This window comes from Streptomyces albipurpureus (genome assembly GCF_023701525.1).
In the GTDB taxonomy this organism is placed as follows: domain Bacteria; phylum Actinomycetota; class Actinomycetes; order Streptomycetales; family Streptomycetaceae; genus Streptomyces; species Streptomyces albipurpureus.
The window spans coordinates 436,547-460,448 of the sequence record NZ_JAMQAW010000036.1 but is presented as its reverse complement, the minus strand read 5'-3'; the positions used below and the strand labels follow the sequence as shown (position 1 = coordinate 460,448).

17 protein-coding genes are annotated in these 23,902 nt (G+C 68.5%); 16 read left to right on the top strand and 1 reads right to left on the bottom strand.

The features are described 5' to 3' along the window. Window positions 1-171 precede the first annotated feature (171 nt). The 3 genes from NBG84_RS29065 to NBG84_RS29055 all read left to right on the top strand — a co-directional run bounded on the left by NBG84_RS29065 (window position 172) and on the right by NBG84_RS29055 (window position 5,023). The gene (locus NBG84_RS29065) at window positions 172-2,475 is read left to right on the top strand and encodes a HelD family protein (protein WP_250922656.1); all 2,304 of its coding nucleotides are present in this window, start codon (window positions 172-174) and stop codon (window positions 2,473-2,475) included. 533 nt (window positions 2,476-3,008) lie between these two features. Further along, window positions 3,009-4,442 carry an NAD-dependent malic enzyme gene (locus tag NBG84_RS29060; protein WP_250922587.1) on the top strand — a complete coding sequence of 478 codons (1,434 nt, stop codon included), beginning with the start codon at window positions 3,009-3,011 and terminating at the stop codon, window positions 4,440-4,442. Between the two features lie 299 nt (window positions 4,443-4,741). Continuing rightward, window positions 4,742-5,023 carry an HU family DNA-binding protein gene (locus NBG84_RS29055; protein WP_004571953.1) on the top strand — a complete coding sequence of 94 codons (282 nt, stop codon included), beginning with the start codon at window positions 4,742-4,744 and terminating at the stop codon, window positions 5,021-5,023. A 785-nt stretch (window positions 5,024-5,808) separates the two neighbouring features. On the opposite strand, the gene murA is transcribed toward NBG84_RS29055, so the two are convergent. Next, complete coding sequence (gene murA, locus NBG84_RS29050) at window positions 5,809-7,149, bottom strand: UDP-N-acetylglucosamine 1-carboxyvinyltransferase (protein ID WP_250922586.1); 1,341 nt, start codon at window positions 7,147-7,149, stop codon at window positions 5,809-5,811. Between the two features lie 280 nt (window positions 7,150-7,429). On the opposite strand from murA, the gene NBG84_RS29045 reads away from it, so the two are divergent. From NBG84_RS29045 to NBG84_RS28985, 13 genes are all read left to right on the top strand, one after another. Continuing rightward, the gene (locus tag NBG84_RS29045) at window positions 7,430-7,990 is read left to right on the top strand and encodes a YqgE/AlgH family protein (protein WP_250922585.1); all 561 of its coding nucleotides are present in this window, start codon (window positions 7,430-7,432) and stop codon (window positions 7,988-7,990) included. Window positions 7,991-8,172: 182 nt separating this feature from the next. Next, window positions 8,173-8,460, top strand: a complete 288-nt coding sequence (locus NBG84_RS29040; RefSeq protein ID WP_250922584.1) for a DUF3039 domain-containing protein — start codon at window positions 8,173-8,175, stop codon at window positions 8,458-8,460. 542 nt (window positions 8,461-9,002) lie between these two features. Beyond that, on the top strand, window positions 9,003-10,307 hold the full coding sequence (locus NBG84_RS29035) for an extracellular solute-binding protein (protein ID WP_250922583.1): 1,305 nt from the start codon (window positions 9,003-9,005) through the stop codon (window positions 10,305-10,307). A gap of 19 nt (window positions 10,308-10,326) precedes the next feature. After that, entirely contained in the window at window positions 10,327-11,298 is a 972-nt protein-coding gene (locus NBG84_RS29030; RefSeq protein ID WP_250922582.1) for a carbohydrate ABC transporter permease, read from the top strand. 5 nt (window positions 11,299-11,303) lie between these two features. Further along, window positions 11,304-12,143, top strand: a complete 840-nt coding sequence (locus NBG84_RS29025) for a carbohydrate ABC transporter permease (protein ID WP_250922655.1) — start codon at window positions 11,304-11,306, stop codon at window positions 12,141-12,143. A gap of 58 nt (window positions 12,144-12,201) precedes the next feature. Then, window positions 12,202-13,872, top strand: coding sequence for a beta-N-acetylhexosaminidase (locus tag NBG84_RS29020; RefSeq protein ID WP_425608717.1), 1,671 nt, complete (start codon window positions 12,202-12,204; stop codon window positions 13,870-13,872). A gap of 582 nt (window positions 13,873-14,454) precedes the next feature. After that, on the top strand, window positions 14,455-15,351 hold the full coding sequence (locus NBG84_RS29015) for an FAD binding domain-containing protein (protein ID WP_250922580.1): 897 nt from the start codon (window positions 14,455-14,457) through the stop codon (window positions 15,349-15,351). After that, window positions 15,348-17,144, top strand: coding sequence for a 2Fe-2S iron-sulfur cluster-binding protein (locus NBG84_RS29010; RefSeq protein ID WP_250922579.1), 1,797 nt, complete (start codon window positions 15,348-15,350; stop codon window positions 17,142-17,144). Before NBG84_RS29015 ends, NBG84_RS29010 begins: the two co-directional genes overlap by 4 nt. Continuing rightward, on the top strand, window positions 17,141-19,492 hold the full coding sequence (locus tag NBG84_RS29005) for a xanthine dehydrogenase family protein molybdopterin-binding subunit (RefSeq protein ID WP_250922578.1): 2,352 nt from the start codon (window positions 17,141-17,143) through the stop codon (window positions 19,490-19,492). Before NBG84_RS29010 ends, NBG84_RS29005 begins: the two co-directional genes overlap by 4 nt. 97 nt (window positions 19,493-19,589) lie before the next feature. Continuing rightward, complete coding sequence (locus NBG84_RS29000) at window positions 19,590-20,120, top strand: hypothetical protein (protein WP_250922577.1); 531 nt, start codon at window positions 19,590-19,592, stop codon at window positions 20,118-20,120. A gap of 51 nt (window positions 20,121-20,171) precedes the next feature. Continuing rightward, on the top strand, window positions 20,172-21,779 hold the full coding sequence (locus tag NBG84_RS28995) for a WXG100 family type VII secretion target (protein WP_250922576.1): 1,608 nt from the start codon (window positions 20,172-20,174) through the stop codon (window positions 21,777-21,779). Between the two features lie 77 nt (window positions 21,780-21,856). After that, the gene (locus NBG84_RS28990) at window positions 21,857-23,248 is read left to right on the top strand and encodes a S8 family serine peptidase (RefSeq protein ID WP_250922575.1); all 1,392 of its coding nucleotides are present in this window, start codon (window positions 21,857-21,859) and stop codon (window positions 23,246-23,248) included. Between the two features lie 220 nt (window positions 23,249-23,468). After that, the gene (locus tag NBG84_RS28985; RefSeq protein WP_250922574.1) at window positions 23,469-23,897 is read left to right on the top strand and encodes a hypothetical protein; all 429 of its coding nucleotides are present in this window, start codon (window positions 23,469-23,471) and stop codon (window positions 23,895-23,897) included. The last annotated feature ends 5 nt before the right edge of the window (window positions 23,898-23,902 follow it).

Genomic DNA, 23,902 nt, shown 5'->3' with positions numbered 1-23,902 from the left:
CGTACGGTTGACGGCTGCCCAGTGCACGTCAGAAGGGGGCCCTCGGTGGCCGCGCAGGAAGCCGCTGTCGACGCTGTTGAAGCTGTCGACCCACACCCGAGCGAGAGATCTGTTCGGGGCGGTTCGCTCCAGGACGATCAGCTCCAATCGCTCCGGGACCGCGAGATCGAGATCGAACAGGACCATCTGGACAAGGTCTACCGCCGACTGGAAGAGAACATCCACGAGGCAGAGTTTTTGATGCGCGACGCCGCGAAACTGGGCCAGGTCGGCACCCCTGGCGCACTCGCCGAGCGAGACGCCCAGGTCTTCCGCGCCGGAGTCCACCTCAATCGGCTGAACAACGAGTTCGAGGACTTTCTCTTCGGCCGGATCGACCTGCTCCTCGGCAAGGACGGCAAGAAGGGCCCCGATGGTGCGTTCACCTCCATCGAGACCGCCGACGACGCCGTGGCGCCGAACAACACCGCCCAGATCGCCGAGACGCTCCACATCGGCCGGATCGGGGTCCTGGAAGCCGACTACACACCGCTGGTGATCGACTGGCGCGCCCCCGCTGCCGCGCCCTTCTACCGCTCCACCCCGGTCGATCCCGGCCGTGTCGTACGTCGCCGGGTCATCCGCTCCAAGGGCCGCCGTGTGCTCGGGGTCGAGGACGACCTGATGCGTCCCGAACTCACCGCGACACTCGATGGCGCGCCGCTGCCCGCGATCGGCGACGGAGCGCTGATGGCGGCGCTCGGCCAGGCCCGCAGCCACACCATGCGCGACATCGTCTCCTCCATCCAGGCCGAGCAGGACCTGGTGATCCGCGCACCCGCCGCCTCCGTCACCCATGTGGAAGGCGGCCCCGGCACCGGGAAGACCGCGGTGGCGCTGCACCGCGCCGCCTACCTCCTCTACCAGGACCGCAGGCGGTACGCGGGCGGCATCCTGATCGTCTCGCCCACTCCGCTGCTCGTCGCGTACACCGAGGGCGTCCTGCCGTCGCTGGGGGAGGAGGGCCAGGTCGCGATCCGTGCGGTCGGCAATCTGGTCGACGGCGCCGAGGCCACCGTCTACGACACCCCCGAGATCGCCCGGCTCAAGGGCTCCGCCCGGATGCTGAAGGTGCTCCGCAAAGCGGCCCGGGGTGCGCTGGAGCGCTCCGGCCCCACCGTCTCCGTGCGCAACGGCCAACTCACCCTCGACGAGGAACCCGCCAGCGGAACGCCCAACCGGCTGCGCGTGGTCGCCTTCGGCCGCCGGCTGGAGTTGGAGGCCGGGGACCTGGACCGCATTCGGCAGTCCGTCCTCAGCGGCACCGCCCCGGTCAATCTGCTCCGCCCCCGGGCCCGCCGGCTGCTGCTCGACGCCCTGTGGTCGAAGTCGGGCGCGGCGGGTCGGCACGCCGACCCGGAACTCGCCGCCGAGCTGCGCTCCTCCTTCGACGAGGACATCACCACCGAGGACGACTTCATTCGGTTCCTGGACGCCTGGTGGCCCGAGCTGACCCCGCGCGGGCTGCTGGTCGCCATGGCCGACGAGCGACGGCTCGGCAGATGGGCCCGGCGCATCTTCACCCCCGGTGAGGTACGCCGGCTGGCCCGGTCGCTGCGCCGTGCCGGCGCTGACGGCAAGGGGCCGCTCTCCGTCCACGACGTGGCGATCCTCGATGAGCTGCAACTGCTCCTGGGCACTCCGCACCGGCCCCGTAAGAAGCGCGAGCTCGATCCGTTGGACCAGCTCACCGGTCTGGAAGAGCTGATGCCCCAGCGCGAGGAGACCCAGCGCGAGCGGGCGGAGCGGCTGGCGGCCGAGCGCACCGAGTACGCCCATGTCATCGTCGACGAGGCCCAGGACCTCACCCCCATGCAGTGGCGCATGGTGGGGCGCCGTGGGCGCCACGCCACCTGGACCGTTGTCGGCGATCCCGCCCAGTCCTCCTGGCCGGACCCGGAAGAGGCGGTCGAAGCGCGTGAGGAGGCCCTCGGCAGCCGTCCGCGCCGCCGATTCCAGCTCACCGTGAACTACCGCAACCCCGCGGAGATCGCCGAACTGGCCGCCAGGGTGCTGGCGCGTGCCATGCCGGGGATGGAGTCGCCGACGGCGGTCCGCTCCACCGGGGTCGTCCCGCGGTTCACGGCCGTGGGGGACGCCGCCATCGGTTCCGTCGTACGGGAGGAGACCCAGCGGCTCCTCGCCCGGGTGGACGGCACGGTCGGTGTGGTCGTCGCCATGAACCGTCGAGAAGAGGCCGCGGGATGGCTGACCGGGCTGGGGGAGCGGGCCGTGGCCCTCGGCTCGCTGGAGGCGAAGGGTCTGGAGTACGACGCGACGGTGGTGGTCTCCCCGGCGGAGATCGCCGGGAACACCGCGGCCGGGCTGCGCGTGTTGTACGTCTGCCTCACCCGGGCGACCCAGGAGCTGACGGTGATCTCCGGGCGGCGCGACGAGCCCGATGCGCAGGGCGTACCCGAACTGCTGCGGGGTTGACGGATGCGCGGACGCTCGGGACCCGTACGGAGGCACGTCGGGCCCGAGCGTTCCTGCCCCGGTTCGAGCAGCTCCAGGCCCGCCCGATCGGGGGCGACATCCGACTGACACGGAGTCAACCCGCGCTGGGGGAATCACTTACCGGGGTGGTTTGTTAGATTGGACGTGACACCGGCTCGATCCAAGCCCCCGGGCCCAACCTTCGTCGCTTCGAGCGACCACTTGCCGCGAGGCGAGCATGGCGGGTCGGTGTCACTTTCTTCTTCCAGGCTCCGTTGAGACCCACGTCACCCACCCGGTGACGTGGGTCTTTTCACATATGGGCCGCACGTGGCTCTCATGAGGTCCTCATAACGCGGGGTTACCACCCCCAGCGGCCACTTTTCTCGTATCGTGGAAGAATGGTTCCGGAAACAAAAGGACCATTATTACCTGCTACCGGCAGGTAGGTGCGACCATCGAAATGCGTCCGCCGGGGCTGCCCCGCCGCGGACGCGTAGCAATGAAGCTAGCGAAAGCAGAGGAATCCGGTCATGGCAACGGCGCCCAGCGTCTCGTACTCGATGACGGTCCGGCTGGAGGTGCCCGCGAGCGGAACCGCGGTCTCCCAGCTCACCACGGCCGTGGAGTCCTCCGGCGGATCTGTGACCGGTCTGGATGTGACCGCGTCCGGCCATGAGAAGCTGCGGATCGACGTCACCATCGCCGCGAGTTCCACCGCGCACGCCGAGGAGATCGTCGAAGGCCTGCGCAACATCGAGGGCGTCACCCTCGGCAAGGTCTCCGACCGTACGTTCCTGATGCACCTCGGCGGCAAGATCGAGATGGCGTCCAAGCACCCCATCCGCAACCGTGACGATCTGTCGATGATCTACACCCCGGGTGTGGCGCGGGTCTGCATGGCGATCGCCGAGAACCCCGAAGACGCCCGCCGCCTCACCATCAAGCGCAACTCCGTCGCCGTGGTCACCGACGGTTCCGCCGTCCTCGGCCTCGGCAACATCGGCCCCAAGGCCGCGCTCCCGGTGATGGAGGGCAAGGCCGCCCTGTTCAAGCGCTTCGCCGGCATCGACGCCTGGCCGCTCTGCCTGGACACCCAGAACACCGACGAGATCGTGGCGGTCGTCAAGGCCATCGCCCCTGGTTTCGCCGGTATCAACCTGGAGGACATCTCCGCCCCCCGCTGCTTCGAGATCGAGGCCCGGCTGCGTGAGGCCCTGGACATCCCGGTCTTCCACGACGACCAGCACGGCACCGCGATCGTCGTGCTGGCCGCGCTGACCAACGCGCTGCGCGTCGTCAGCAAGGGCATCGGCGATGTGCGCGTGGTCATGTCCGGAGCCGGCGCGGCCGGCACCGCGATCCTGAAGCTGCTGATCGCGGCGGGCGTCAAGCACGCGGTCGTGGCCGATATCCACGGGGTGGTGCACGCGGGTCGTGAAGACCTCGTGGACGCGGCCGCCGACTCGCCGCTGCGCTGGATCGCCGACAACACCAACCCCGAGGGCGTCACCGGCACGCTGAAGCAGGCCGTGGCCGGGGCGGATGTGTTCATCGGTGTCTCCGCGCCGAACCTGCTGGCAGCGGACGACGTCGCCGGGATGGCGAAGGACGCGATCGTCTTCGCGCTCGCCAACCCGGACCCCGAGGTCGACCCGGCAATCGCACGCCAGACCGCGGCAGTTGTCGCGACCGGCCGCTCCGACTTCCCCAACCAGATCAACAACGTGCTGGTCTTCCCGGGTGTCTTCCGCGGTCTGCTGGACGCCCAGTCCCGGACCGTCAACACGGAGATGATGCTCGCCGCTGCGACAGCGCTTGCTGATGTCGTCACCGAGGACGAGCTGAACCCCAACTACATCATCCCGTCGGTCTTCAACGACAAGGTCGCGGGCGCGGTCGCCGGAGCGGTCCGTACGGCCGCCAAGGCCGCCGGCACCACTGTGACGGGCCCCACGTCTCTCTGACCGTCGGCGCGTCGCGGGATGCCCGGCCCTGACTGCCGATCTAGGGTGGCGGACCATGGCCCCAGTGGCTCCGAGGAGTCCCCACCCTGTGGACGGAACGTCACCACGACGTGGCAGTGGCGCTTTTCGTGTGACTCTGGCGGGTGCCGGATTGGCGTTCCCGCCGTTGGTGGGGGCAGGATGCGTAACTGGGCGCGAGGGTCTGACGTAGACCCTGGTCCGGGGACTGTCAGTGGGCCCTGGCAGCATCGGCTTCGATCTCACGCCTCATAGGCAAGAAGAAACACGGGAGTAAGAACATGAACCGCAGTGAGCTGGTGGCCGCGCTGGCCGACCGCGCAGAGGTGACCCGCAAGGATGCCGACGCCGTTCTGGCCGCCCTCGCCGAGACCGTCGGTGAGGTCGTTGCCAAGGGCGACGAGAAGGTCACCATCCCCGGCTTCCTGACCTTCGAGCGCACGCACCGTGCGGCTCGTACCGCGCGCAACCCGCAGACCGGCGACCCGATCCAGATCCCCGCCGGCTACAGCGTGAAGGTTTCGGCCGGCTCGAAGCTGAAGGAAGCGGCGAAGGGCAAGTAAGCGGTTTCGGCTTACGCCACTTGGCGCTACAAGGGCGGCTCCCCAACCGGGGGGCCGCCCTTGTGCATGCCATGCATGCACCCTGAGCCGCCCGTGAGCGGCTTCTGGGCCCGCTCTGGAGGCCGCGGGGCCCGGCGAGGCTGCTGGGCCCTCTGCGGTCGTATGAGGGGCTGGCTGCCGCTGTGGGGTCGCTCGGTGGGTTGGACCGCTGCTCAGGGGCGTACTCGTCGACGGGGGCCGGGCCCGTTCCGGCCGGGGGCTCACCACAGGGAGCCGGGCCCTTCTGGAACCGGGGGCATCACCTCAGGGGTGCCGATTGCTTCCTGGGGCTGCCGGGACCGAGTGCTTCCTCAAGGTCGCTCGCCTCGCTACGCCAGGTGCTCAGGGTGGCTACCGCGCCAACCGCGGGGGCCGCTGGGGACCGCGGCCGACGGGCCTCCGGGAAGGACACCTGCCGGTGGGCCGGGGAGCAGTCCAGGCCCACCGGCATCTGAAACCGTGCCAGGGGCAGAAAACCGCGATCGCCGACGGCCCGTCCAGGGGGACCACCCAGGGGGACGGCCAAACCGACGGCAACCCTGCTGGGGAACGCCGCCCCGATGAACCGCCCACGCGTCCGCGAGGGCCGTGTGTACTGGGCCGCTCGTCCGCAAAGGGCCCTGTGCCAGGCCTTGAGAGGTCCTGAAGAGCCTTGAGCACCACTCAGCGGCAGGGATTCCAGGGCAGAGCCGGGACCTCGGCACCCCACCGGGGGAGCCGAGGTGCCCAGATGGGGGGCGAGAGCCTCAGGCCAGGCCCTTGGCCGGCAGTTCGACCTTGGCGCCGAGCTCCATCAACTTGGTCATGAAGTTCTCGTAGCCCCTGTTGATCAGGTCAATCCCATGCACCCGGGATGTCCCCTGGGCCGCCAGTGCGGCGATCAGATACGAGAATCCGCCCCGCAGGTCGGGGATCACCAGATCGGCGCCCTGGAGCTTGGTGGGCCCGGACACCACCGCCGAGTGGAGGAAGTTCCGCTGGCCGAAGCGGCAGTCCGAGCCGCCCAGGCACTCGCGGTACAGCTGGATGTGTGCGCCCATCTGGTTGAGCGCGGAGGTGAAGCCAAGCCGTGACTCGTACACCGTCTCGTGCACGATCGACAGCCCGGAGGCCTGCGTCAGCGCCACGACCAGCGGCTGCTGCCAGTCCGTCTGGAAGCCGGGGTGGACGTCCGTCTCCAGCGCGATCGCGTTGAGGGAGCCACCGGGGTGCCAGAAGCGAATGCCCTCGTCATCGATCTCAAAGGCGCCGCCGACCCTGCGGAAGGTGTTGAGGAAGGTCATCATGGAACGCTGCTGGGCGCCCCGTACATAGATGTTGCCCTCGGTCGCCAGCGCCGCGGAAGCCCAGGACGCGGCTTCCAGACGGTCCGGCAGGGCCCGGTGCGCATAGCCGCCGAGTCGGTCGACGCCGGTGATCCGGATCGTCCGGTCGGTGTCGACCGAGATGATGGCGCCCATCTTCTGGAGCACGCAGATCAGATCCTCGATCTCCGGCTCCACCGCGGCGTTGGACAGTTCGGTGACGCCCTCCGCGAGCACCGCCGTCAGCAACACCTGCTCGGTCGAGCCGACCGAGGGATAGGGCAGCCGGATCTTGCAGCCGCGCAGTCGCTGCGGGGCCTCCAGATACTGTCCGTCCGCCCGCTTCTCGATCTTCGCGCCGAACTGCCGTAGAACGTCGAAGTGGAAGTCGATCGGGCGGCCGCCGATGTCACAACCGCCGAGCCCGGGGATGAAGGCGTGGCCGAGCCGGTGCAGCAGCGGGCCGCAGAACAGGATCGGAATGCGCGAAGAACCCGCGTGGGCGTCGATGTCGGCGACGTTGGCGCTTTCGACATAGGTCGGGTCAAGCACCAGTTCGCCGGGCTCGTCGCCGGGGCGGACGGTCACACCGTGCAGTTGGAGGAGTCCGCGCACCACCCGCACATCGCGGATGTCTGGCACATTGCGCAGTCTGCTCGGCTCACTGCCGAGGAGGGCGGCGACCATGGCCTTCGGCACCAGGTTCTTGGCGCCGCGGACGCGGATCTCGCCCTCTAGCGGGGTTCCGCCGTGGACAAGCAGTACATCGTCTGTGCCGGTCATGAATCTCGCGTTCCGGAGGGGGTCCCCCCAGCGCAGCAAGGGGGAGGGACGGGCAGAGGGTCAGAGGAAAGGGTAAGGGGCCTGGGCCCGTGGCCTGTATGGGCAAGGACCCTCAGCGGTGTAATGACTTGGGTACACCACGCTCGGTCCATCAAGGCTTGCAGAGGGTCACCATCTGTACGGGAGCGTGGTGGTTCGGTGTATCCCGTCCTCGAATGCGTCGCACCGACTGTGGCGACCCTGCCCCCGTAGACGTCGAACATGCGGGATCATGTTTCGTATGACCGAGGTGTCCTCGCTCACAGGGCGATTGCTTGTTGCCACACCAGCCCTCGCGGACCCGAACTTCGACCGCGCGGTTGTTCTGCTCCTCGACCACGACGACGAGGGCTCGCTCGGCGTGGTCCTGAACCGTCCGACGCCGGTCGGTGTCGGTGACATCCTCGCGCCCTGGGCCGCGCACGCCGGTGAACCGGGGGTGGTCTTCCAGGGCGGCCCGGTCTCCTTGGACTCGGCCCTGGGCGTCGCCGTCATCCCGGGCGACGAAGGCCCCCTCGGCTGGCGCCGGGTGTACGGGGCGATCGGGCTGGTCGATCTGGAGGCGCCGCCCGAACTGCTGGGAGCGGCCTTGGGGTCGCTGCGGATCTTCGCGGGGTACGCGGGATGGGGCCCGGGGCAGTTGGAGGTCGAACTCGGCGACGGCGCCTGGTACGTCGTGGAGTCCGAGCCCGGTGATGTCTCGTCCCCGCGGCCCGAGTCGCTGTGGCGGGAGGTCCTGCGCCGGCAGCGCAATGAACTGGCCATGTTCGCCACCTACCCCGATGATCCGTCCCTCAACTGACCCGGCCCCGACCGCTGGCCGGCCACCCGTCGCACTCATGAACGCCCCAGCGGCAGGAGCCGCGGGACGCCTTACTGTCTGACGCCCCTTTTGGGATGGTATTCCTGGTGTCGATCGAGGCGCCGCAAACGGCTGGGACCGCTGGAGCCCGAGGGTCCGCGGTCCGGGTATTCTTGGAGTTCATGAGCACTCTTGAGCCCGACCGCGGGACAGGGACGGGAACCCTTGTAGAGCCGACGCCGCAGGTGTCGCACGGCGACGGCGATCACGAGCGCTTCGCCCATTACGTCCAGAAGGACAAGATCATGGCGAGCGCCCTCGACGGCACTCCCGTGGTGGCACTGTGCGGCAAGGTCTGGGTACCGGGGCGCGACCCCAAGAAGTACCCGGTCTGTCCGATGTGCAAGGAAATCTACGAGTCGATGGGCCCCGGCGGCGACAAGGGCGGCAAGGGCGGCAAGGACTCCTGACGTCCCGGCGACACCTTCTGAGGCCTCTGCTTCTGAGGCTTCTGCTCCTCAGGCTGCTGAGACTTCGGCGGTACGGCTCCGAGGGCGCGCGTTGATGCGCTGCCCTCGGAGCCGTACCGCGCTCTGACCGTTTCGCCCGTCCACTGCTTCGCCGCCGCGCTGGTTGACCCGCCCCCTGGGTGCGCCGAACCGTGTTCCGGTCGCTGTCGTACCCTCCGCCCAGCTGTCGGTGACGCCCGCCCGACATGGCCCGTGCCCTGCCGCGTGCTTTGAGCCGCGTGCCCCCGACCCGTGCCCCCGACCCGTGCCCCTGTCCCGTTCGGTCGACACGGCCCGCGTTCCGCGACCGCGCCCGCGGTGGTGTCGGTGATCCGGCTTTCCGGCCCCCGGCCGAGCTGTTGCGTTGCACAGGATGCATCCGCACGTCACAGAGTGGTTGAGACCTCTTGTCCCTGTCTTGTCCCCGCTCTAGCCTCCTGCGTGTTGTGGAGAACGAAACGTGCGTTGCGCATGTTGCAATATCTACTGGTAGGGGACCGCCCATGAAACTCAGCTCCCGATTCGCCGCACCCGTCGCGGCGCTGGTGCTGGCGGGCCTCACGGCCACCGCCTGCGCCCCCCAGACCTCGGACAACAGCGCCAAGAAGGACGAGAAGAAAGGCACCCTGCGCGTCTGGCTCTTCCAGGAGGTCAACAACGACCCGAAGAAGAAGGTCGTCGACGAGGCCGTCGCCGCCTTCACCGCCCAGAACAAGGGCTCCAAGGTCGAGGTCGAGTACATCCCGGTCGAGACCAGGGCCCAGCGCATCAAGGCGGCCTTCAACGACCCCAAGAGCGCACCGGACCTGATCGAGTACGGGAACACCGACACCGCCGGCTATGTGAAGGACGGCGGACTCGCGGACATCAGCAAGGAGTTCAAGGCCTGGGACGAGGCCAAGGACACCGACCCGACCGCCACCCAGTCGGTCACCGTCAACGACAAGATCTACGGCGCCCCCCTCTTCGTCGGTGTGCGCGCGCTGTACTACCGCACCGATGTCTTCAAGGAGCTCGGCCTCCAGCCCCCCAAGACCCAGGACGAGCTGATCTCCACCGCGAAGAAGATCCGCAAGGCCAAGCCCGAGCTGTACGGCATAGCCGTCGGCGGCGCGTACACCTACGGCGCCATGCCGTTCCTCTGGTCCCACGGCGGTGAGCTGGCCTCCGGCGGGGCCGGCTCCTACAAGTCGGCCATCAACAGCGCCGAGTCCCAGAAGGGCATCAAGGCGTACACCTCCCTCTTCGGCGACGACAACTGCCCCGCCGCCAAGTGCGCCACCATGGGCGGCAACGCGACCGTCACCGCCTTCGCCTCCGGTAAGGCGGGCATGGCCATCGGCGGTGACTTCAGCCACCAGGCGGTCGAGGACGGCACGGTCAAGGGCAAGTACGCGGTGGTTCCGCTGCCCGGGCTGAAGGCGGGCGAGATCGCCCCGGCGTTCGCGGGCGGCAACAACATCGGCGTACTCAAGAGCAGCAGCCACCGCACCCTGGCGGTCGACCTGATGAAGCGCATCACGGGCAAGGACAGCCAGCGCAAGCTCTTCGACGCCATGGGCTTCCTGCCGACCTACAGCGATGTGAGGACCGAGGTCGCGGCGAAGGAGCCGTTCGTCGAGCCCTTCGTGAAGACGCTCGGCGCGGGCGCCAAGTTCGTCCCGGCATCCCCGGGCTGGGGCCAGATCGATGCCTCCCTCGTCCTGCCGACGATGTTCCAGGAGATCGTCAGCGGCAAGAAGGACGTGGCCACCGCCTCGGGTGACGCGGCCAAGAAGATGGACGCAGCCTTCTCGGCCGCGGGCTGACACGAGCGGCTGACCGAATATGACGCACCAAGCGACAGCCCCCGGGCCGGCCGCGGTCACCAAGACCGCGCCGGCCCCGGCGGGCCGCCCCAAGAAACGCCGCCCCTCAGGCCGGCACGGCTCGCGCTGGACGCCCTGGCTCTATCTGGCGCCCGCGATCGTCGTCCTCGCCGGACTGCTGGTCTACCCGATCTACCAACTCGGTCTGATCTCGTTCCTCGAATACACCCAGGTCCAGGTGAGCGGTGGTGAGCCCACCACCTTCAAGGGGCTCGGCAACTACCAGGAACTCTTCTCCGACAGCCAGTTCTGGCAGGTCCTGCTGGCGACGGTCGTCTTCGCCGCCTCCTGTGTCATCGCCACCCTCGCGGTGGGCTGCGCCCTCGCCGTGCTCCTCACCCGCGTCAGGGCGATCCCCAGGCTCGTGCTGATGATGGCCGCACTCGGCGCCTGGGCCACCCCCGCCGTCACCGGCTCCACCGTCTGGGTCTTCCTCTTCGACCCCGACTACGGCCCGGTCAACCGACTGCTCGGCCTCGGCGACTTCTCCTGGACTTACGGCCGCTACAGCGCGTTCGCCCTGGTCCTCTTCGAAGTCGTCTGGTGCTCGTTCCCCTTCGTCATGGTGACCGTCTACGCGGGCATCAAGGCCATTCCCTCCGAAGTCCTGGAGGCGGCCTCACTCGACGGTGCGTCCCAGTGGCGCATCTGGCGTTCCATCATGGCGCCGATGCTGCGCCCCATTCTCGTTGTCGTCACCATTCAGTCGATCATCTGGGACTTCAAGGTCTTCACCCAGATCTATGTGATGACCAATGGCGGAGGCGTCGCGGGCCAGAACCTCGTGCTCAATGTCTACGCGTACCAGAAGGCGTTCGCCTCCTCGCAGTACAGCCTGGGCTCGGCCATCGGCGTCGTCATGCTGCTGATTCTGCTGGCCGTCACCCTTGTCTATCTGCGCCTGCTGCGACGTCAGGGAGAAGAACTGTGAGCCGTATGAGCCAATTGCGCATACGCCGCCCCTGGCGCCTCGCCGCCGAGGTGTCCGCGCTCGTCATCGCCGTCGTGGTGGCCTTTCCGCTGTACTGGATGGTCCTTTCCGCCTTCAAACCGGCGGGGGAGATCCAGTCCACCGAGGCCCGTCCCTGGACACTGTCACCCTCGCTCGACAGTTTCCGCCGGGTCTTCGAACAGCAGGACTTCGGACGCTACTTCCTCAACAGCCTCTTTGTGGCGAGCGTGGTGGTGCTCGCGTCCGCACTGATCGCCTTTCTCGCGGCGACGGCGGTCACTCGGTTTCGCTTCAAGTTCCGTACCACCCTGCTCATCATGTTCCTGGTGGCACAGATGGTTCCGATCGAGGCCTTGACGATTCCGCTGTTCTTCCTGATGCGCGACACCGGCCAGCTCAATACGCTCTGGTCGCTGATCCTCCCGCACATCGCCTTCTCCTTGCCCTTCGCCATCTGGATGCTGCGGGGATTCGTCAAGGCGGTTCCGGAAGCACTGGAGGAAGCGGCCTACATCGACGGCGCCAGTCGAACGCGCTTTCTCTGGCAGATCCTGTTCCCGCTGGTGTTCCCCGGGCTGGTCGCGACGAGTGTCTTCTCGTTCATCTCCACCTGGAATGACTTCCTGTTCGCCAAGTCCTTCATCATCAGCGACACCTCGCAGTCAACCCTGCCGATGGCGCTCCTGGTCTTCTTCAAACCCGATGAGAACGACTGGGGCGGCATCATGGCGGGCTCCACCGTGATGACCGTGCCCGTGCTGATCTTCTTTGTATTGGTGCAGCGGCGACTCGTCTCCGGACTCGGCGGCGCGGTCAAGGACTGAGCCCCGCCCGGTAAACGCCGGAAGGTGCCCACCCAGCGACAAGATGGAGGACCCATCCATGCCCCTCGAAGGAACCCCAGTGAATCTCCTTCCCGCGCCGAGTTCCCTCGACGGTCCCCACCGCGGAGAATTCGCGCCGGACACCAACACCACGCTCTACGCGGGGCCAGGCACCGAGACCACCGAACGCTGGCTGCGCTCCACCCTCGCCCCCGCGCTGGGGCTGCCCCTCGCCCAGGGGACGGCCGAGGACCCGACGCGGGCGAGCAACGCCATCCGGCTGGTCGTCGACGAGCGGGACGCGACCCTGGGGCCCGAGGCGTATCGGCTGCGGATCCGACCCGGCTGGGGAGTCGAGATCCGCGGGGGTGGTGGCGCGGGCGTCTTCTGGGGTGCGCAGACCCTCCGTCAACTCCTGGGGCCGAGCGCCTTTCGACAAGCGGAGCTCGCCGGTGGGCCGAGCTTGCGCCTCGCCGAGCAGACCGTCGAGGACCGGCCCCGCTTCTCCTGGCGCGGGCTGATGCTGGATGTCGCACGCCACTTCACCCATAAGACAGATGTCCTGCGGTATCTCGATCTTCTCGCCGCCCACAAACTGAATGTCTTCCACTTCCATCTCACCGATGACCAGGGCTGGCGCATCGAGATCAAGCGCTATCCCAAACTCACCGAGGTCGGCGCCTGGCGGGCCCGCACCAAATGGGGGCATCGTTTCTCCGATCTCTGGGACGAGAAGCCATACGGTGGTTACTACACCCAGGACGACATTCGTGAGATCGTCGCCTATGCGGCCGAGCGCCATATCGCCGTCGTCCCTGAGATCGATATCCCTGGTCACTCACAGGCGGCCATCGCCGCCTACCCGGAACTCGGCAATACCGATGTCATTGACACGACTGCCCTTTCCCCCTGGGAGACCTGGGGCATCAATCCGAATGTCCTTGCCCCGACGGACCATACGATTCGTTTCTATGAAGGCGTCCTTGAAGAGGTTCTTGAGCTCTTTCCCGTGGAGACCTCACCGTTCATCCACATGGGCGGCGACGAATGCCCCAAGGACCAGTGGAAGCAGTCCCCGACCGCCCAGGCCAGGATCGCCGAACTCGGTCTCGCCGACGAGGACGCACTCCAGTCCTGGATGATCCGTCACTTCGACGGTTGGCTCACCGCGCGTGGCCGCCGGCTGATCGGCTGGGACGAAATCCTCGAAGGCGGTCTCGCGGCGGGTGCCACGGTCTCCTCCTGGCGCGGGTACGCGGGCGGGATCACCGCCGCCGAGGCCGGCCATGACGTCGTCATGTGTCCCGAGCAGCAGGTCTATTTGGACCACCGCCAGGACGGCGGCCCCGATGAGCCGATGCCCATCGGGTACGTCCGCACCCTGGAGGACATCTACCGCTTCGAGCCGGTGCCGCCCGGCCTCACCCCCGAGGCCGCCGCCCACATCATCGGTACCCAGGCCAATGTCTGGACCGAGGTCATGCAGGATCGCTCCCGCGTCGACTACCAGGTCTTCCCCCGACTCGTCGCCTTCGCCGAGGTCGCCTGGTCCGCGCTGCCCGCGCCCGCGGCACGTGACTTCGAGGACTTCGAGCGACGGATGGTCGAGCACTACCAGCGGCTGGACGCACTCGGAGTCGACTACCGGCCTCCGGGTGGACCGCTGCCATGGCAGCGACGACCAGGGGTGAAGGGATTCCCGCGCGAGGGAGCACCCCCGACCGTGTGAGTCCCGATCCTGCGAGCCGTGGCGAAGCCGTGCGAGGTCAAGCCTCCCGGTGGCGGACGCTCCCCACCCGTGCCGGTCAGGATCCGGCGGCCGCGACCAGGCGTGTCGCCACTTCGGGACCCGCCACCCCTTCCAACCCCGGAGCTCACAACCGGCGTTAGACGGGTGAGCCATGGATGACCGAGGTCGGATCGCTGCCCCTGGAGCCGAGCCGCCCCCGCCCCGGGCGGTGCGGACCATCCCGGGCCGTGCGGCCGACCCCGCGGGCGACAGCGGACGCTAAGCGGCACGGCACCATGGATCTCAGCACGACTCCACGGAAAGGGCAGAAAGAACGCTCGTGCGGAAGGTCGTACAAGCGGCGCGGAAACCATCCGTCGGCGGTAATTCCCGATGCAGTGCCCAGCACATGCCAAATCGGGTCATCGCCTAATCAACAGGGCATCCGGCATAGATGCGTCCTTCGTGGACCCTCCCGCCGGTCGTCTCAGAAGATGTGCCAGAGTTGCCACGTCCGGGCTGTGAGCACGTACGGTACGGCAACACAGGCGGGATGGCCGGACACCGGGAAGGGGCAGCTGGGTGACCACACACGCACCGCAGACACCGCGGTCGGTGACGCTGCCGACCTCGCTCGACGAGGCCGTGGCTGCGCTCGCCGCCATGCCGGCGGCCGTACCGGTCGCCGGCGGAACCGACCTCATGGCCGCCGTCAACAAGGGCCAACTACGGCCCGCGGGACTTGTGGGCCTCGGTCGGATCAGTGAGATCCGAGGCTGGCGCTATCTCGACGGTCACGCCCTGCTCGGCGCGGGGCTCACCCATGCGCGCATGGGGCGACCCGACTTCGCCGCCCTCATCCCGGGCCTGGCCGCAGCAGCCCGCGCCGCCGGGCCGCCGCAGATCCGCAACGCCGGCACCCTCGGCGGCAACATCGCCTCCATCGCGCCGACGGGCGACACCCTGCCCGTCCTGGCCGCCCTGGAGGCGGACCTGATCATCGCGGGGCCCGAGGGCAGCCGGCGCGAGATCCCCGTCGCCCATCTGCTCGCCGGCCGGGACATGCTCGGACCGGCCGAACTCATCGGTTACGTACGGGTGCCCCTGCTGCACGCCCCCCAGATATTCCTCAAAGCCACCGGCCGCACCGGCCCGGGCCGCGCCACCGCGTCCGTCGCGGTCGTCCTCGATCCGGCGCGCCGCGGGGTGCGATGCGCGGTCGGGGCCATCGCCCCGATGCCGTTGCGGCCCTTGGAGGCGGAACGCTGGATCGCCTCACTGATCGACTGGGACGGTAGGCGCGGGCTGACCACCGAGGCGCTGACCGCGTTCGGCGACTATGTCGCGGCGGCCTGCATCCCGGACCCGGAACCGGGTCTGCCCGGCGACGAACAGCCGGTGCACCCGCCCGCAGTACTGCATCTGCGGCGCACCGTCGCCGCACTGGCCCGGCGTGCACTGGGGAGGGCGCTGTCATGAGCAACGAGGAGCACCCGCAGGGACGCTCGCCCGCGCCGCCGGGACACTCGTACGAGCACGGCGGCTGGCAGCCGACGCCGCACGGTGAGTACGACCCCGAGGGCACGGCTTTTGTTCAACTGCCCACGGAGGATGTCCCGCACGCCGCTCCGCTGGAGGCTCCGGGGCACGGATACGTACCCCCGATGATCACGCCCTTGACGCCCAACGGGCCCCCGTCCGCGCCCGCGTGGCCGACCGCGCAGCAGGCGCAGGAGCACACGGGCGAGTATGTCTGGCATGACCCGTCGCACCAGCCGCAGGGCGGCCCGACGGCGGACGCGCACGCCACCGGGCAGTGGGCGTTCCCCCAGGCGGAACACCGTCCTGCCGAGCCCCGGCCGGTCGGTTCCGACGCGACCGGCCAGTGGTCGATTCCGCTGGCGGGCAACAACCTGCCGGAGGAGACCGGGGAGTTCACCCGGGCGATGCTCCAGTCCCAGTGGAGCTCCGCACCCGCGACCCTGCCGGGTGGGGCGACGGCGCCTTGGGCGACCGATCCCTCGGCGACCCTGCCGGGTGGGGCGCCCGCGCCCTGGGCGGGTGAGCTCCAGCAGCATGAGCAGCCAGGTGAGCCCCTGGCACAACAAGCCCCCCAGCCGGAGGCCTCCGCGGCAGGATCGTCCCGCCCGCAGTCGGTCGAGGAGCCACCGGCCTCCGCGTCCGCCGAGGCGCCGGTGGAACACACGGCGGTGGCCGACGGTGCACCCGACACCGAGCCCCAGCGACCCGAGGCCGCCGAGCCGTCCGGACTTCCGGAAGCCTCCGCCGAGGAGCACCCGTCCGACCCGGGCCCGGCCGAAGACCCCCCGGCGCCCGCCAGCGCCGAGTCACACGGCCACTCGGGCCAGCCCGAGGCCGAGGAGGCCGAGGAGGCGCGGGAGCCGGCCGCGGAGCGGCCTCCGGGGCCCCAGGAGCAACCAGATCCGTCCGCGGCCGGACAACGGCCGACAGGACCGGTCGAACCATCCGCCGAGACGGCGCCGACGGTCGAAGGGGGAGCGGAGCCGGTCGACGCGGGCGCTGACCCGCAGCCGGTCGCCTTCGACGCGTCGACCGACACGGTCGATCCCCAGGCCGAGGGATTCGACGCGGAGCCTGACGCCGATGACCCGTCAGCGGCGTTGCTCGTCCCTCCCCCCGATGAGCATCCGCCCACCTCCTACGTACTGCGCGTCAACGGCAGCGATCGCCCGGTCACGGACGCGTGGATCGGTGAGTCCCTGCTCTATGTGCTGCGGGAGCGCCTGGGCCTCGCGGGTGCCAAGGACGGCTGCTCCCAGGGTGAGTGCGGTGCCTGCAACGTCCAGGTCGACGGTCGGCTCGTGGCCTCCTGCCTGGTCCCGGCGGCGACCGCGGCAGGTTCCGAGGTCCGCACCGTCGAAGGGCTCGCGACCGATGGTGAACCCTCCGATGTGCAGCGCGCCCTCGCTGCCTGCGGAGCGGTTCAGTGCGGCTTCTGCATCCCCGGCATGGCCATGACCGTGCACGATCTGCTGGAGGGCAACCACTCGCCGACCGAGTTGGAAGCCCGTCAGGCCCTGTGCGGCAACCTCTGTCGTTGCTCCGGCTACCGCGGCGTGCTCGACGCGGTGGCGGAAGTGGTCGCCGGCCGCGAGGCGAGTGCGGCCGCCGCGGCGGAGGCCAACGAAGCTCCCGGCGCCGACCCGGCTCCGGAAGCCCGCATTCCGCACCAGGCCCCGCCCGGTGCCGGTAGTGTGCAGCCCCACCCGCATGACGGAGGCATGGCGTGAGCAACGACGCGGCCACCACCGCGACGTCCCGGACGGCCGGTTCGGTTTCCGGGGTCGGCGCTGGGTCTTCGGGTTCGACGCGACCGGAACCCCCGGCCATGGGTCTGGGGATCTCCCTGCCGCCCGCCGACGCCCGGGCCAAGACCGAGGGCACCTTCCCCTACGCCTCCGACCTCTGGGCCGAAGGCCTGCTGTGGGCGGCCATCCTGCGCTCCCCGCACGCCCACGCCCGCATCATCTCGATCGACACATCGGGCGCGCTGGAGATGCCGGGCGTCCGCGCTGTCATCACCCATCAGGACATCCCTGGTGACACCTCCTACGGCAGACGGATCGCCGACCGGCCCGTCTTCGCCTCCGAGATCATCCGTCACCACGGCGAGGCGATCGCCGCCATCGCCGCGGACCACCCCGACACCGCGCGGCTGGCCACCGCGGCCATCGTCGTCGAGTACGAGGTGCTGGAACCGGTCACCGACCCCGAGCGGGCGTTCGAGGCCCAGCCCCTGCACCCCGACGGCAACCTCATCCGCCATATCCCGCTGCGATACGGCGACCCCGACGTCACGGGCGACATCATCGTCGAGGGCCTCTACCGCATCGGCCGCCAGGACCCCGCCCCCATCGGCGCGGAGGCCGGACTCGCCGTACCGCGCCCGGACGGCGGTGTGGAGTTGTACGTCGCCTCCACCGACCCGCACACCGACCGCGATCTGGCCGCCTCCTGCTTCGGACTGGAACCCGACCGCGTCAAGCTCGTGGTGACCGGTGTTCCCGGCGCCACCGGCGACCGGGAGGACCCCGGCTTCCAACTCCCCCTCGGACTGCTGGCCCTCAAGACGGGCTGCCCGGTCAAGCTGACCGCCACCCGCGAGGAGTCCTTCCTCGGCCACGCCCACCGCCACCCCACCCTGCTGCGCTACCGCCACCACGCGGACCAGGAGGGCCGGCTGGTGAAGGTCGAAGCCCAACTCCTCCTCGACGCCGGCGCCTATGGGGACTCCTCCGCCGAATCACTCGCGGCGGCGGTCGCCTTCGCCTGCGGCCCGTACGTGGTCCCGCATGCCTTCATCGAGGGCTGGGCGGTCCGCACCAACAACCCCCCGTCGGGCCATGTCCGCGGCGAGGGCGCGATGCAGGTGTGCGCCGCCTACGAGGCCCAGATGGACAAGCTCTCCATCAAACTGGGCATCGACCCCGCCGAGATCCGACTGCGCAACGTCCTCGCGACCGGTGACATCCTCCCCACCGGCCAGACCGTGACCTGCCCGGCACCCGTGGCCGAACTGCTTCAGGCGGTACGAGACTTCCCGCTGCCCCCGCTGCCCAAGGACACCCCCGAGGACGAGTGGCTGCTGCCGGGCGGCCCGGAGGGCGCCGGCGAACCGGGCGCGGTGCGTCGGGGCGTCGGCTACGCCCTCGGGATGGTCCATATGCTCGGCGCCGAGGGCGCCGACGAGGTCTCCACCGCCACCGTGAAGGTCCATGACGGGGTCGCCACCGTGATCTGCGCGGCCGTCGACACGGGATCGGGCTTCGCCACCCTCGCCCGCCAGATCGTCCAGGAGACCCTGGGAGTGGAAGAGGTCCATGTGGCCTCCGTCGACACCGATCAGCCCCCCGCCGGCCCTGCGGCCCACGGCCGCCACACCTGGGTCTCGGGCGGCGCGGTCGAACGCGCGGCGAAGATGGTCCGTACGCAGCTGCTCCAGCCGCTGGCCCACAAGTTCGGCATGTCCACGGAGCTCCTACAGATCACCGACGGCAAGATCACCTCATATGACGGTGTGCTGTCCACGACGGTGACGGAGGCGATGGACGGCAAGGAACTGTGGGCGACGGCCCAGTGCCGGCCGCACCCCACCGAGCCGTTGGACGAGTTCGGCCAGGGCGACGCCTTCGTCGGCATGGCGTTCTGCGCGGTACGCGCCGTGGTCGACGTGGACATCGAGATCGGCTCGGTCCGAGTCGTGGAGATGGCGGTGGCTCAGGACGTGGGCCGGGTACTGAACCCGGCACAGTTGGCCAGCCGCATCGAGGCCGGAGTGACCCTGGGCGTCGGTACGGCCCTGACCGAGAATCTCCGCACGGCCCGGGGAGTGCTCCGCCACCCCGATCTGACGGGCTACGCACTCCCGACATCCTTGGACGCTCCCGACATTCGCATCGTGAAACTCGTGGAGGAACGCGACGTCGTCGCCCCCTTCGGGGCGAAGGCGGCAAGTGCCGCACCGGTGGTCACTTCCCCGGCGGCCGTGGCCGCCGCGGTCCGCGCCGCGACCGGTCGTCCCATCAACCGGCTCCCGATCCGCCCCCAGGCCGCGGTGGCCGCCGTCCCCAACTCGTAACTGGGCAAGGGCATTGCAGCTGCAATCCAGAGATGCGGGTTGTCGGTGGCGATCGGTAAAGTGAACCTCGTAGACGTTTGTCAACGGGGAGGCGTTCGTGGCGGAGGACGACGGGACGGGGCGGCCGGTCTATGGCCGACCGACGCCGATGCCCAGCAAGGGTGGCGGCGGCAAGGATCTGGATGTTGACGCCGATGAACTGGTCAAGTTCAAGGATCGCGTCGACAACTTGCTGGTCAAGCTGGAGAGTTCACCGGCCGCGCCCAACAGGATGAACGAAGGCGCGGTCCCGGCGGGCGACCTTGGCGTGGGCTTCAGCGAGGCCACCGCACTCCACGGGATATACCAGAAGGTCCACGCGGAGCTCCAGAACCTGTCCAAGGGACTGGCGGGCCAGATCGAGGGCCTGAGCATCGCGGTCCAGGGCTCTACCAAGGGCTACCAGAACATCGAAGAAGACATCAAGGAGCGGATGCGCACCATCAGCAAGGACGCTCGCGAGGCCTATGACCGGCGTGAAGCAGAGCGCCGCGCGTCAGACCCCGAGCAACCGAAGCAGCCGGAGCAGTCCGGGGACGCGCAGCCCAAGCAGGACGGTGCCGGCGACACGAGCGGCGGCGCTTCCTGATGCGGTTTTTCACGGGGATCACGGGGACACGGGGAAGGGCGGGATGACGTCATGGGCGCTGAATCGACTCCAGGCGGTGGGGGCTTCTTCTCACCGCTGAGAATTCTGGGCAGTCTCTTCGGAACCACCGACTTCGAGGCCCACACACATGAGCAGCTGCTCGCCATGGTGGAGGCGGCCAACCCCAAGACGCTGGAGACGCTCTCCGCCCAGCTGACGGATGCGGCCAAGACCATCACCCAGATCGGTGAGGACCTCAAGACCTACATCACCGGCGTCCCCTGGGAGGGCGAGGCCGGAAAGGCCATGGAGGCGTGGGGCGAGGGCGCCTGGAAGGCGACCCTCCAACTGGGGACGTACAGCAACGTCGGCGGCACGTGGATGGGCCACGCGGCGCAGACGCTCCGCGAGGTCAAGCAGAACATGCCGCCGGTGGACGCGACCGCGAAGGGCAACATCGAGGCGGCCCACAAGTTCCGCAACATGCCGGACTACAAGGAACTCCTCGGCCCGGCCCAGGCCAAGGTCCGCGAAGACCACGCCCAGGCCGTCCAGCAGATGAACAAGCTGGCCCAGTCGTACTCCTTCTCGACCTTCGTCATCGGGGCGGCGGAGGCCCCGACGTTTCCACCGCCGCCGGGACAGTTTGTGCCGGACGACCAGCGTAAGAGTCGTCGAGTCTATCGAGACGGTGCTGAGCAGAACTCGCGAACCATCAACACCGGTACGGAGAATCCGAGGCGTTCGGCTCAGAGTTCATATGCTGAGACGGCTGCAAAGCCAGACAGCACGAGCTTCGTTCCGCCACAGAACGCAACGGAAACCGTGCGGCCTAGCGGGCCACCGGGCAGTCAGCCCACTGGCCAGCCAGTCGGTATGGAGATCGACAGTGTGGACACGCTGGCGCCGACCACGACAACGCAATCTCAGACGCCTGGCTCGGGCTTTGTGCCCACAAAGCCCGAAGGTGCCAGCACAGTGCTACCTGGTGCTATTCCTCCGACATTCACCAGGAACCCCGGTGGTCCAGGTGTAGTCGGCGCTGGTTCTGGATCCGCCACGGCCAAGGGTGTCTCAGGCGGCCGTGGCGCATTGCCGGCTGGCCAGATCGGTTCCGTCGGCGGGATCGGACAGGTGGGGGCGTCCGGAATGACCGGCTCCAGAATGCCGATTCCACGCGAAGGCGGGATCGTCGGCGGAAAGCCCGTCATGCCGACCACGAGCAACCCAACAGGTGCCATCCCCCGGGGAACGGTAATCGGTACCGAGGGCACCACTGGTGCTCGTGGCGGTGCGATGGGGCGGGGCATGGCAGGCATGCCCGGTGGGATGTACGGCGGTGGTCCCATGGGGGGCGCTGACCAGAGCGGTGTCTCCGGCGGAAGGCGCCTCGCATCGGAGACGGGTGGTGTCGTCGGAGGCAGGCAACCGCAATCCGGGCAGTCGAGTGCCCGTCCGTTCACGCCCGGCGGGTCCGGTCTCATCAGGGGTGCCGGTGACCAGTCCCCGTCAGGCCGGGCAGGGGCTGGTGCGGTTGGCGCCAATCGGGCCGGCTCTCGACATGAGGATGAGAGTGGCGAGCGTCCGGACTACTTGTCAGAGGACGAAGAGACCTGGCAGCAGGGCAATCGTCGGGTTGTGCCACCTGTGATCGACTGAAACTCCTACAACAAGAAGACGGTCTGAGGACGTAGATGCCTACCAGCAGCGGTCGAGTCGCTCGATATAGCGGGGTTATGTCGGGTGCAATGGGGTTGCTGCTGGTGGTCGCCGCAGCGACCCCGGCCCATGCCGAAACAGTGCGATCTGAGCAGTGGCATCTGGACACGATGCGTGCTGAAGAGATGTGGAAGATCAGCACAGGTAAGGGCGTGACGGTAGCTGTCATCGATACGGGAATTGCGGCGCTTCCGGAACTGGAGGGCCAAGTTCTGGCGGGAGGGGCGGACTTTACGAACATCGCTGGCGACGAACGGGACGACTACGGAAAGCACGGCAGCGATATGGCTTCCCTTATCGCCGGGACGGGGAAGGGACCTGGTGGTGATGGTGCCTTCGGGCTCGCGCCAGGGGTAAAGATCCTTCCCATTCGAGTTCCCTTGGGTGGAGGCGGTGGACCGACTCCCGACCAGGCCAAGGCTCAAGCGATTCGTCATGCGGTTGACAAAGGCGCCAAGGTCATCAGTATTTCGATGGGCAGGCCTGTTAGCGAAGGCGACCTTCTTCCCAACGCAGTGAAGTATGCGCTGGGGAAGGGGGCGCTGATTTTCGCCGCCGTGGGGAACGATGGGTGGTCTTCGCCCATTGACCACCCGGCTGGCTCCCCAGGTGTCGTGGGTGTCGCGGCTGTGGACAAGAAGATCAATGGCACCAAGCAGTCCCACCGTGGCCCTCTGGTGGATCTGGCGGCACCCGGCGCGGACGTCCTCTCAGGTTGTGTTGGGGATACCGGAGGCAATGCCTACTGCAAGGGCGACGGCACCAGTGCCTCCACCGCGCTTGCCTCAGCCTCCGCCGCGTTGATCTGGTCCAAGTACCCCCAGTGGACCAACAACCAGGTGCTCCGCGTCATGCTCAACACCGCGGGCGGACCCACCAGTGGGGCCGAGCGCAATGACGTCATCGGGTACGGCATGGTTCGGCCGCGGATTGCGTTGACCAATCCCGGCGATCCCGGGCCTGCCGATGTCTATCCGTTGCCTGATCTTGCTGCCGCGGCTCCCAAGTCGCCCTCGCCGGACGCTTCCCAGGCCGCACCCGGCCCTGATGGCGAGGGTGAGAAGCAGCCCACCGAAGCGGCAGCCCCCGCGGCGAGCGAGGACGACAGCGGTACCGGCTTGTGGATCGCGCTGGGTGTCGGTGCAGCTGTGCTCATCGGGGCAGCGGTCGCGGTCTCCGTCGTACGGTCTCGGCGACGGGCCGCCGTGGAGTCCGAGCCCGTGCCGGCTTCAGCTGTTGGGTATCCGCAGCAGCAGTCGGCGTATCCGTCGCCGTATGGGCCTCCGCCATCCGGGACGCAGCAGTATCCCGAGCAGCCCTATTCACCACAGCAGGCGCCCTACCCGCCCTATGGGTCGCCGCCGGCGGGGCAGCAGCAGAACAATCCGCCCTATCCGGGCCAGCAGTGATGTCCTGAAGGAATGCGGACGTATGGGTGGAACGCCATGAGCGGGCAACGTGCGCGGGTTGCCAACTAGCGCCGCTGTTTCACAGAATCCCTACCGAACGTCGTTCTTGTGTGCGGGGTCGCCGTCTTACGGTGGTGATCCATCCGGCCTCGTGTGCACAGTGGCCGGTTGGCTCCGCTTTCGGCGGCGTACGGAACATCGAGACAACAACGGGGATTCCATGTCGTTCGACCAAGAATGGGTGTCAGTCCGCTCCGCCTCCACCGCGACCGTCAGCACGCGGCTGAACCAGGTCGAGCCGTCGGGTGGAGGCGGTGGTGGAGGGTCCACCGATCTCAGTGTGAGTCAGGACAAGCTCGGTGCGCTGGGCAGCGCGGCCCACAAACTCCATGGGCATCTGTCCGGGGACGGCAAACACGCCGACGCCAGCACCACTGAGGCGGCCACCACCATGACGGTCAACGGCTTTCAGACCGGGGCGGCCATCACCACGGTGCAGAAGACATGGACTTCCCAGCTGAAGACGCTGCTGGACGCTTGCGCTCATATATCGAATCACCTGGACTACAGCTCCGCCTCCCACGCCAATGAGGAGAAGGACATCGAGACGGCCTTCCGGACGTCCCAGATCACCGAGTTCCTCAAGTAAGGCGC

Excerpts from the sequence above, each read along its gene's own strand:
- NBG84_RS29060 (WP_250922587.1), top strand. The coding sequence starts at position 3,009 with ATGGCAACGGCGCCCAGCGTCTCGTACTCGATGACGGTCCGGCTGGAG.
- NBG84_RS29055 (WP_004571953.1), top strand. The coding sequence starts at position 4,742 with ATGAACCGCAGTGAGCTGGTGGCCGCGCTGGCCGACCGCGCAGAGGTG.
- murA (WP_250922586.1), bottom strand. The coding sequence starts at position 7,149 with ATGACCGGCACAGACGATGTACTGCTTGTCCACGGCGGAACCCCGCTA.
- NBG84_RS29045 (WP_250922585.1), top strand. The coding sequence starts at position 7,430 with ATGACCGAGGTGTCCTCGCTCACAGGGCGATTGCTTGTTGCCACACCA.
- NBG84_RS29040 (WP_250922584.1), top strand. The coding sequence starts at position 8,173 with ATGAGCACTCTTGAGCCCGACCGCGGGACAGGGACGGGAACCCTTGTA.
- NBG84_RS29035 (WP_250922583.1), top strand. The coding sequence starts at position 9,003 with ATGAAACTCAGCTCCCGATTCGCCGCACCCGTCGCGGCGCTGGTGCTG.
- NBG84_RS29030 (WP_250922582.1), top strand. The coding sequence starts at position 10,327 with ATGACGCACCAAGCGACAGCCCCCGGGCCGGCCGCGGTCACCAAGACC.
- NBG84_RS29025 (WP_250922655.1), top strand. The coding sequence starts at position 11,304 with ATGAGCCAATTGCGCATACGCCGCCCCTGGCGCCTCGCCGCCGAGGTG.
- NBG84_RS29020 (WP_425608717.1), top strand. The coding sequence starts at position 12,202 with ATGCCCCTCGAAGGAACCCCAGTGAATCTCCTTCCCGCGCCGAGTTCC.
- NBG84_RS29010 (WP_250922579.1), top strand. The coding sequence starts at position 15,348 with ATGAGCAACGAGGAGCACCCGCAGGGACGCTCGCCCGCGCCGCCGGGA.
- NBG84_RS28995 (WP_250922576.1), top strand. The coding sequence starts at position 20,172 with ATGGGCGCTGAATCGACTCCAGGCGGTGGGGGCTTCTTCTCACCGCTG.
- NBG84_RS28990 (WP_250922575.1), top strand. The coding sequence starts at position 21,857 with ATGTCGGGTGCAATGGGGTTGCTGCTGGTGGTCGCCGCAGCGACCCCG.
- NBG84_RS28985 (WP_250922574.1), top strand. The coding sequence starts at position 23,469 with ATGTCGTTCGACCAAGAATGGGTGTCAGTCCGCTCCGCCTCCACCGCG.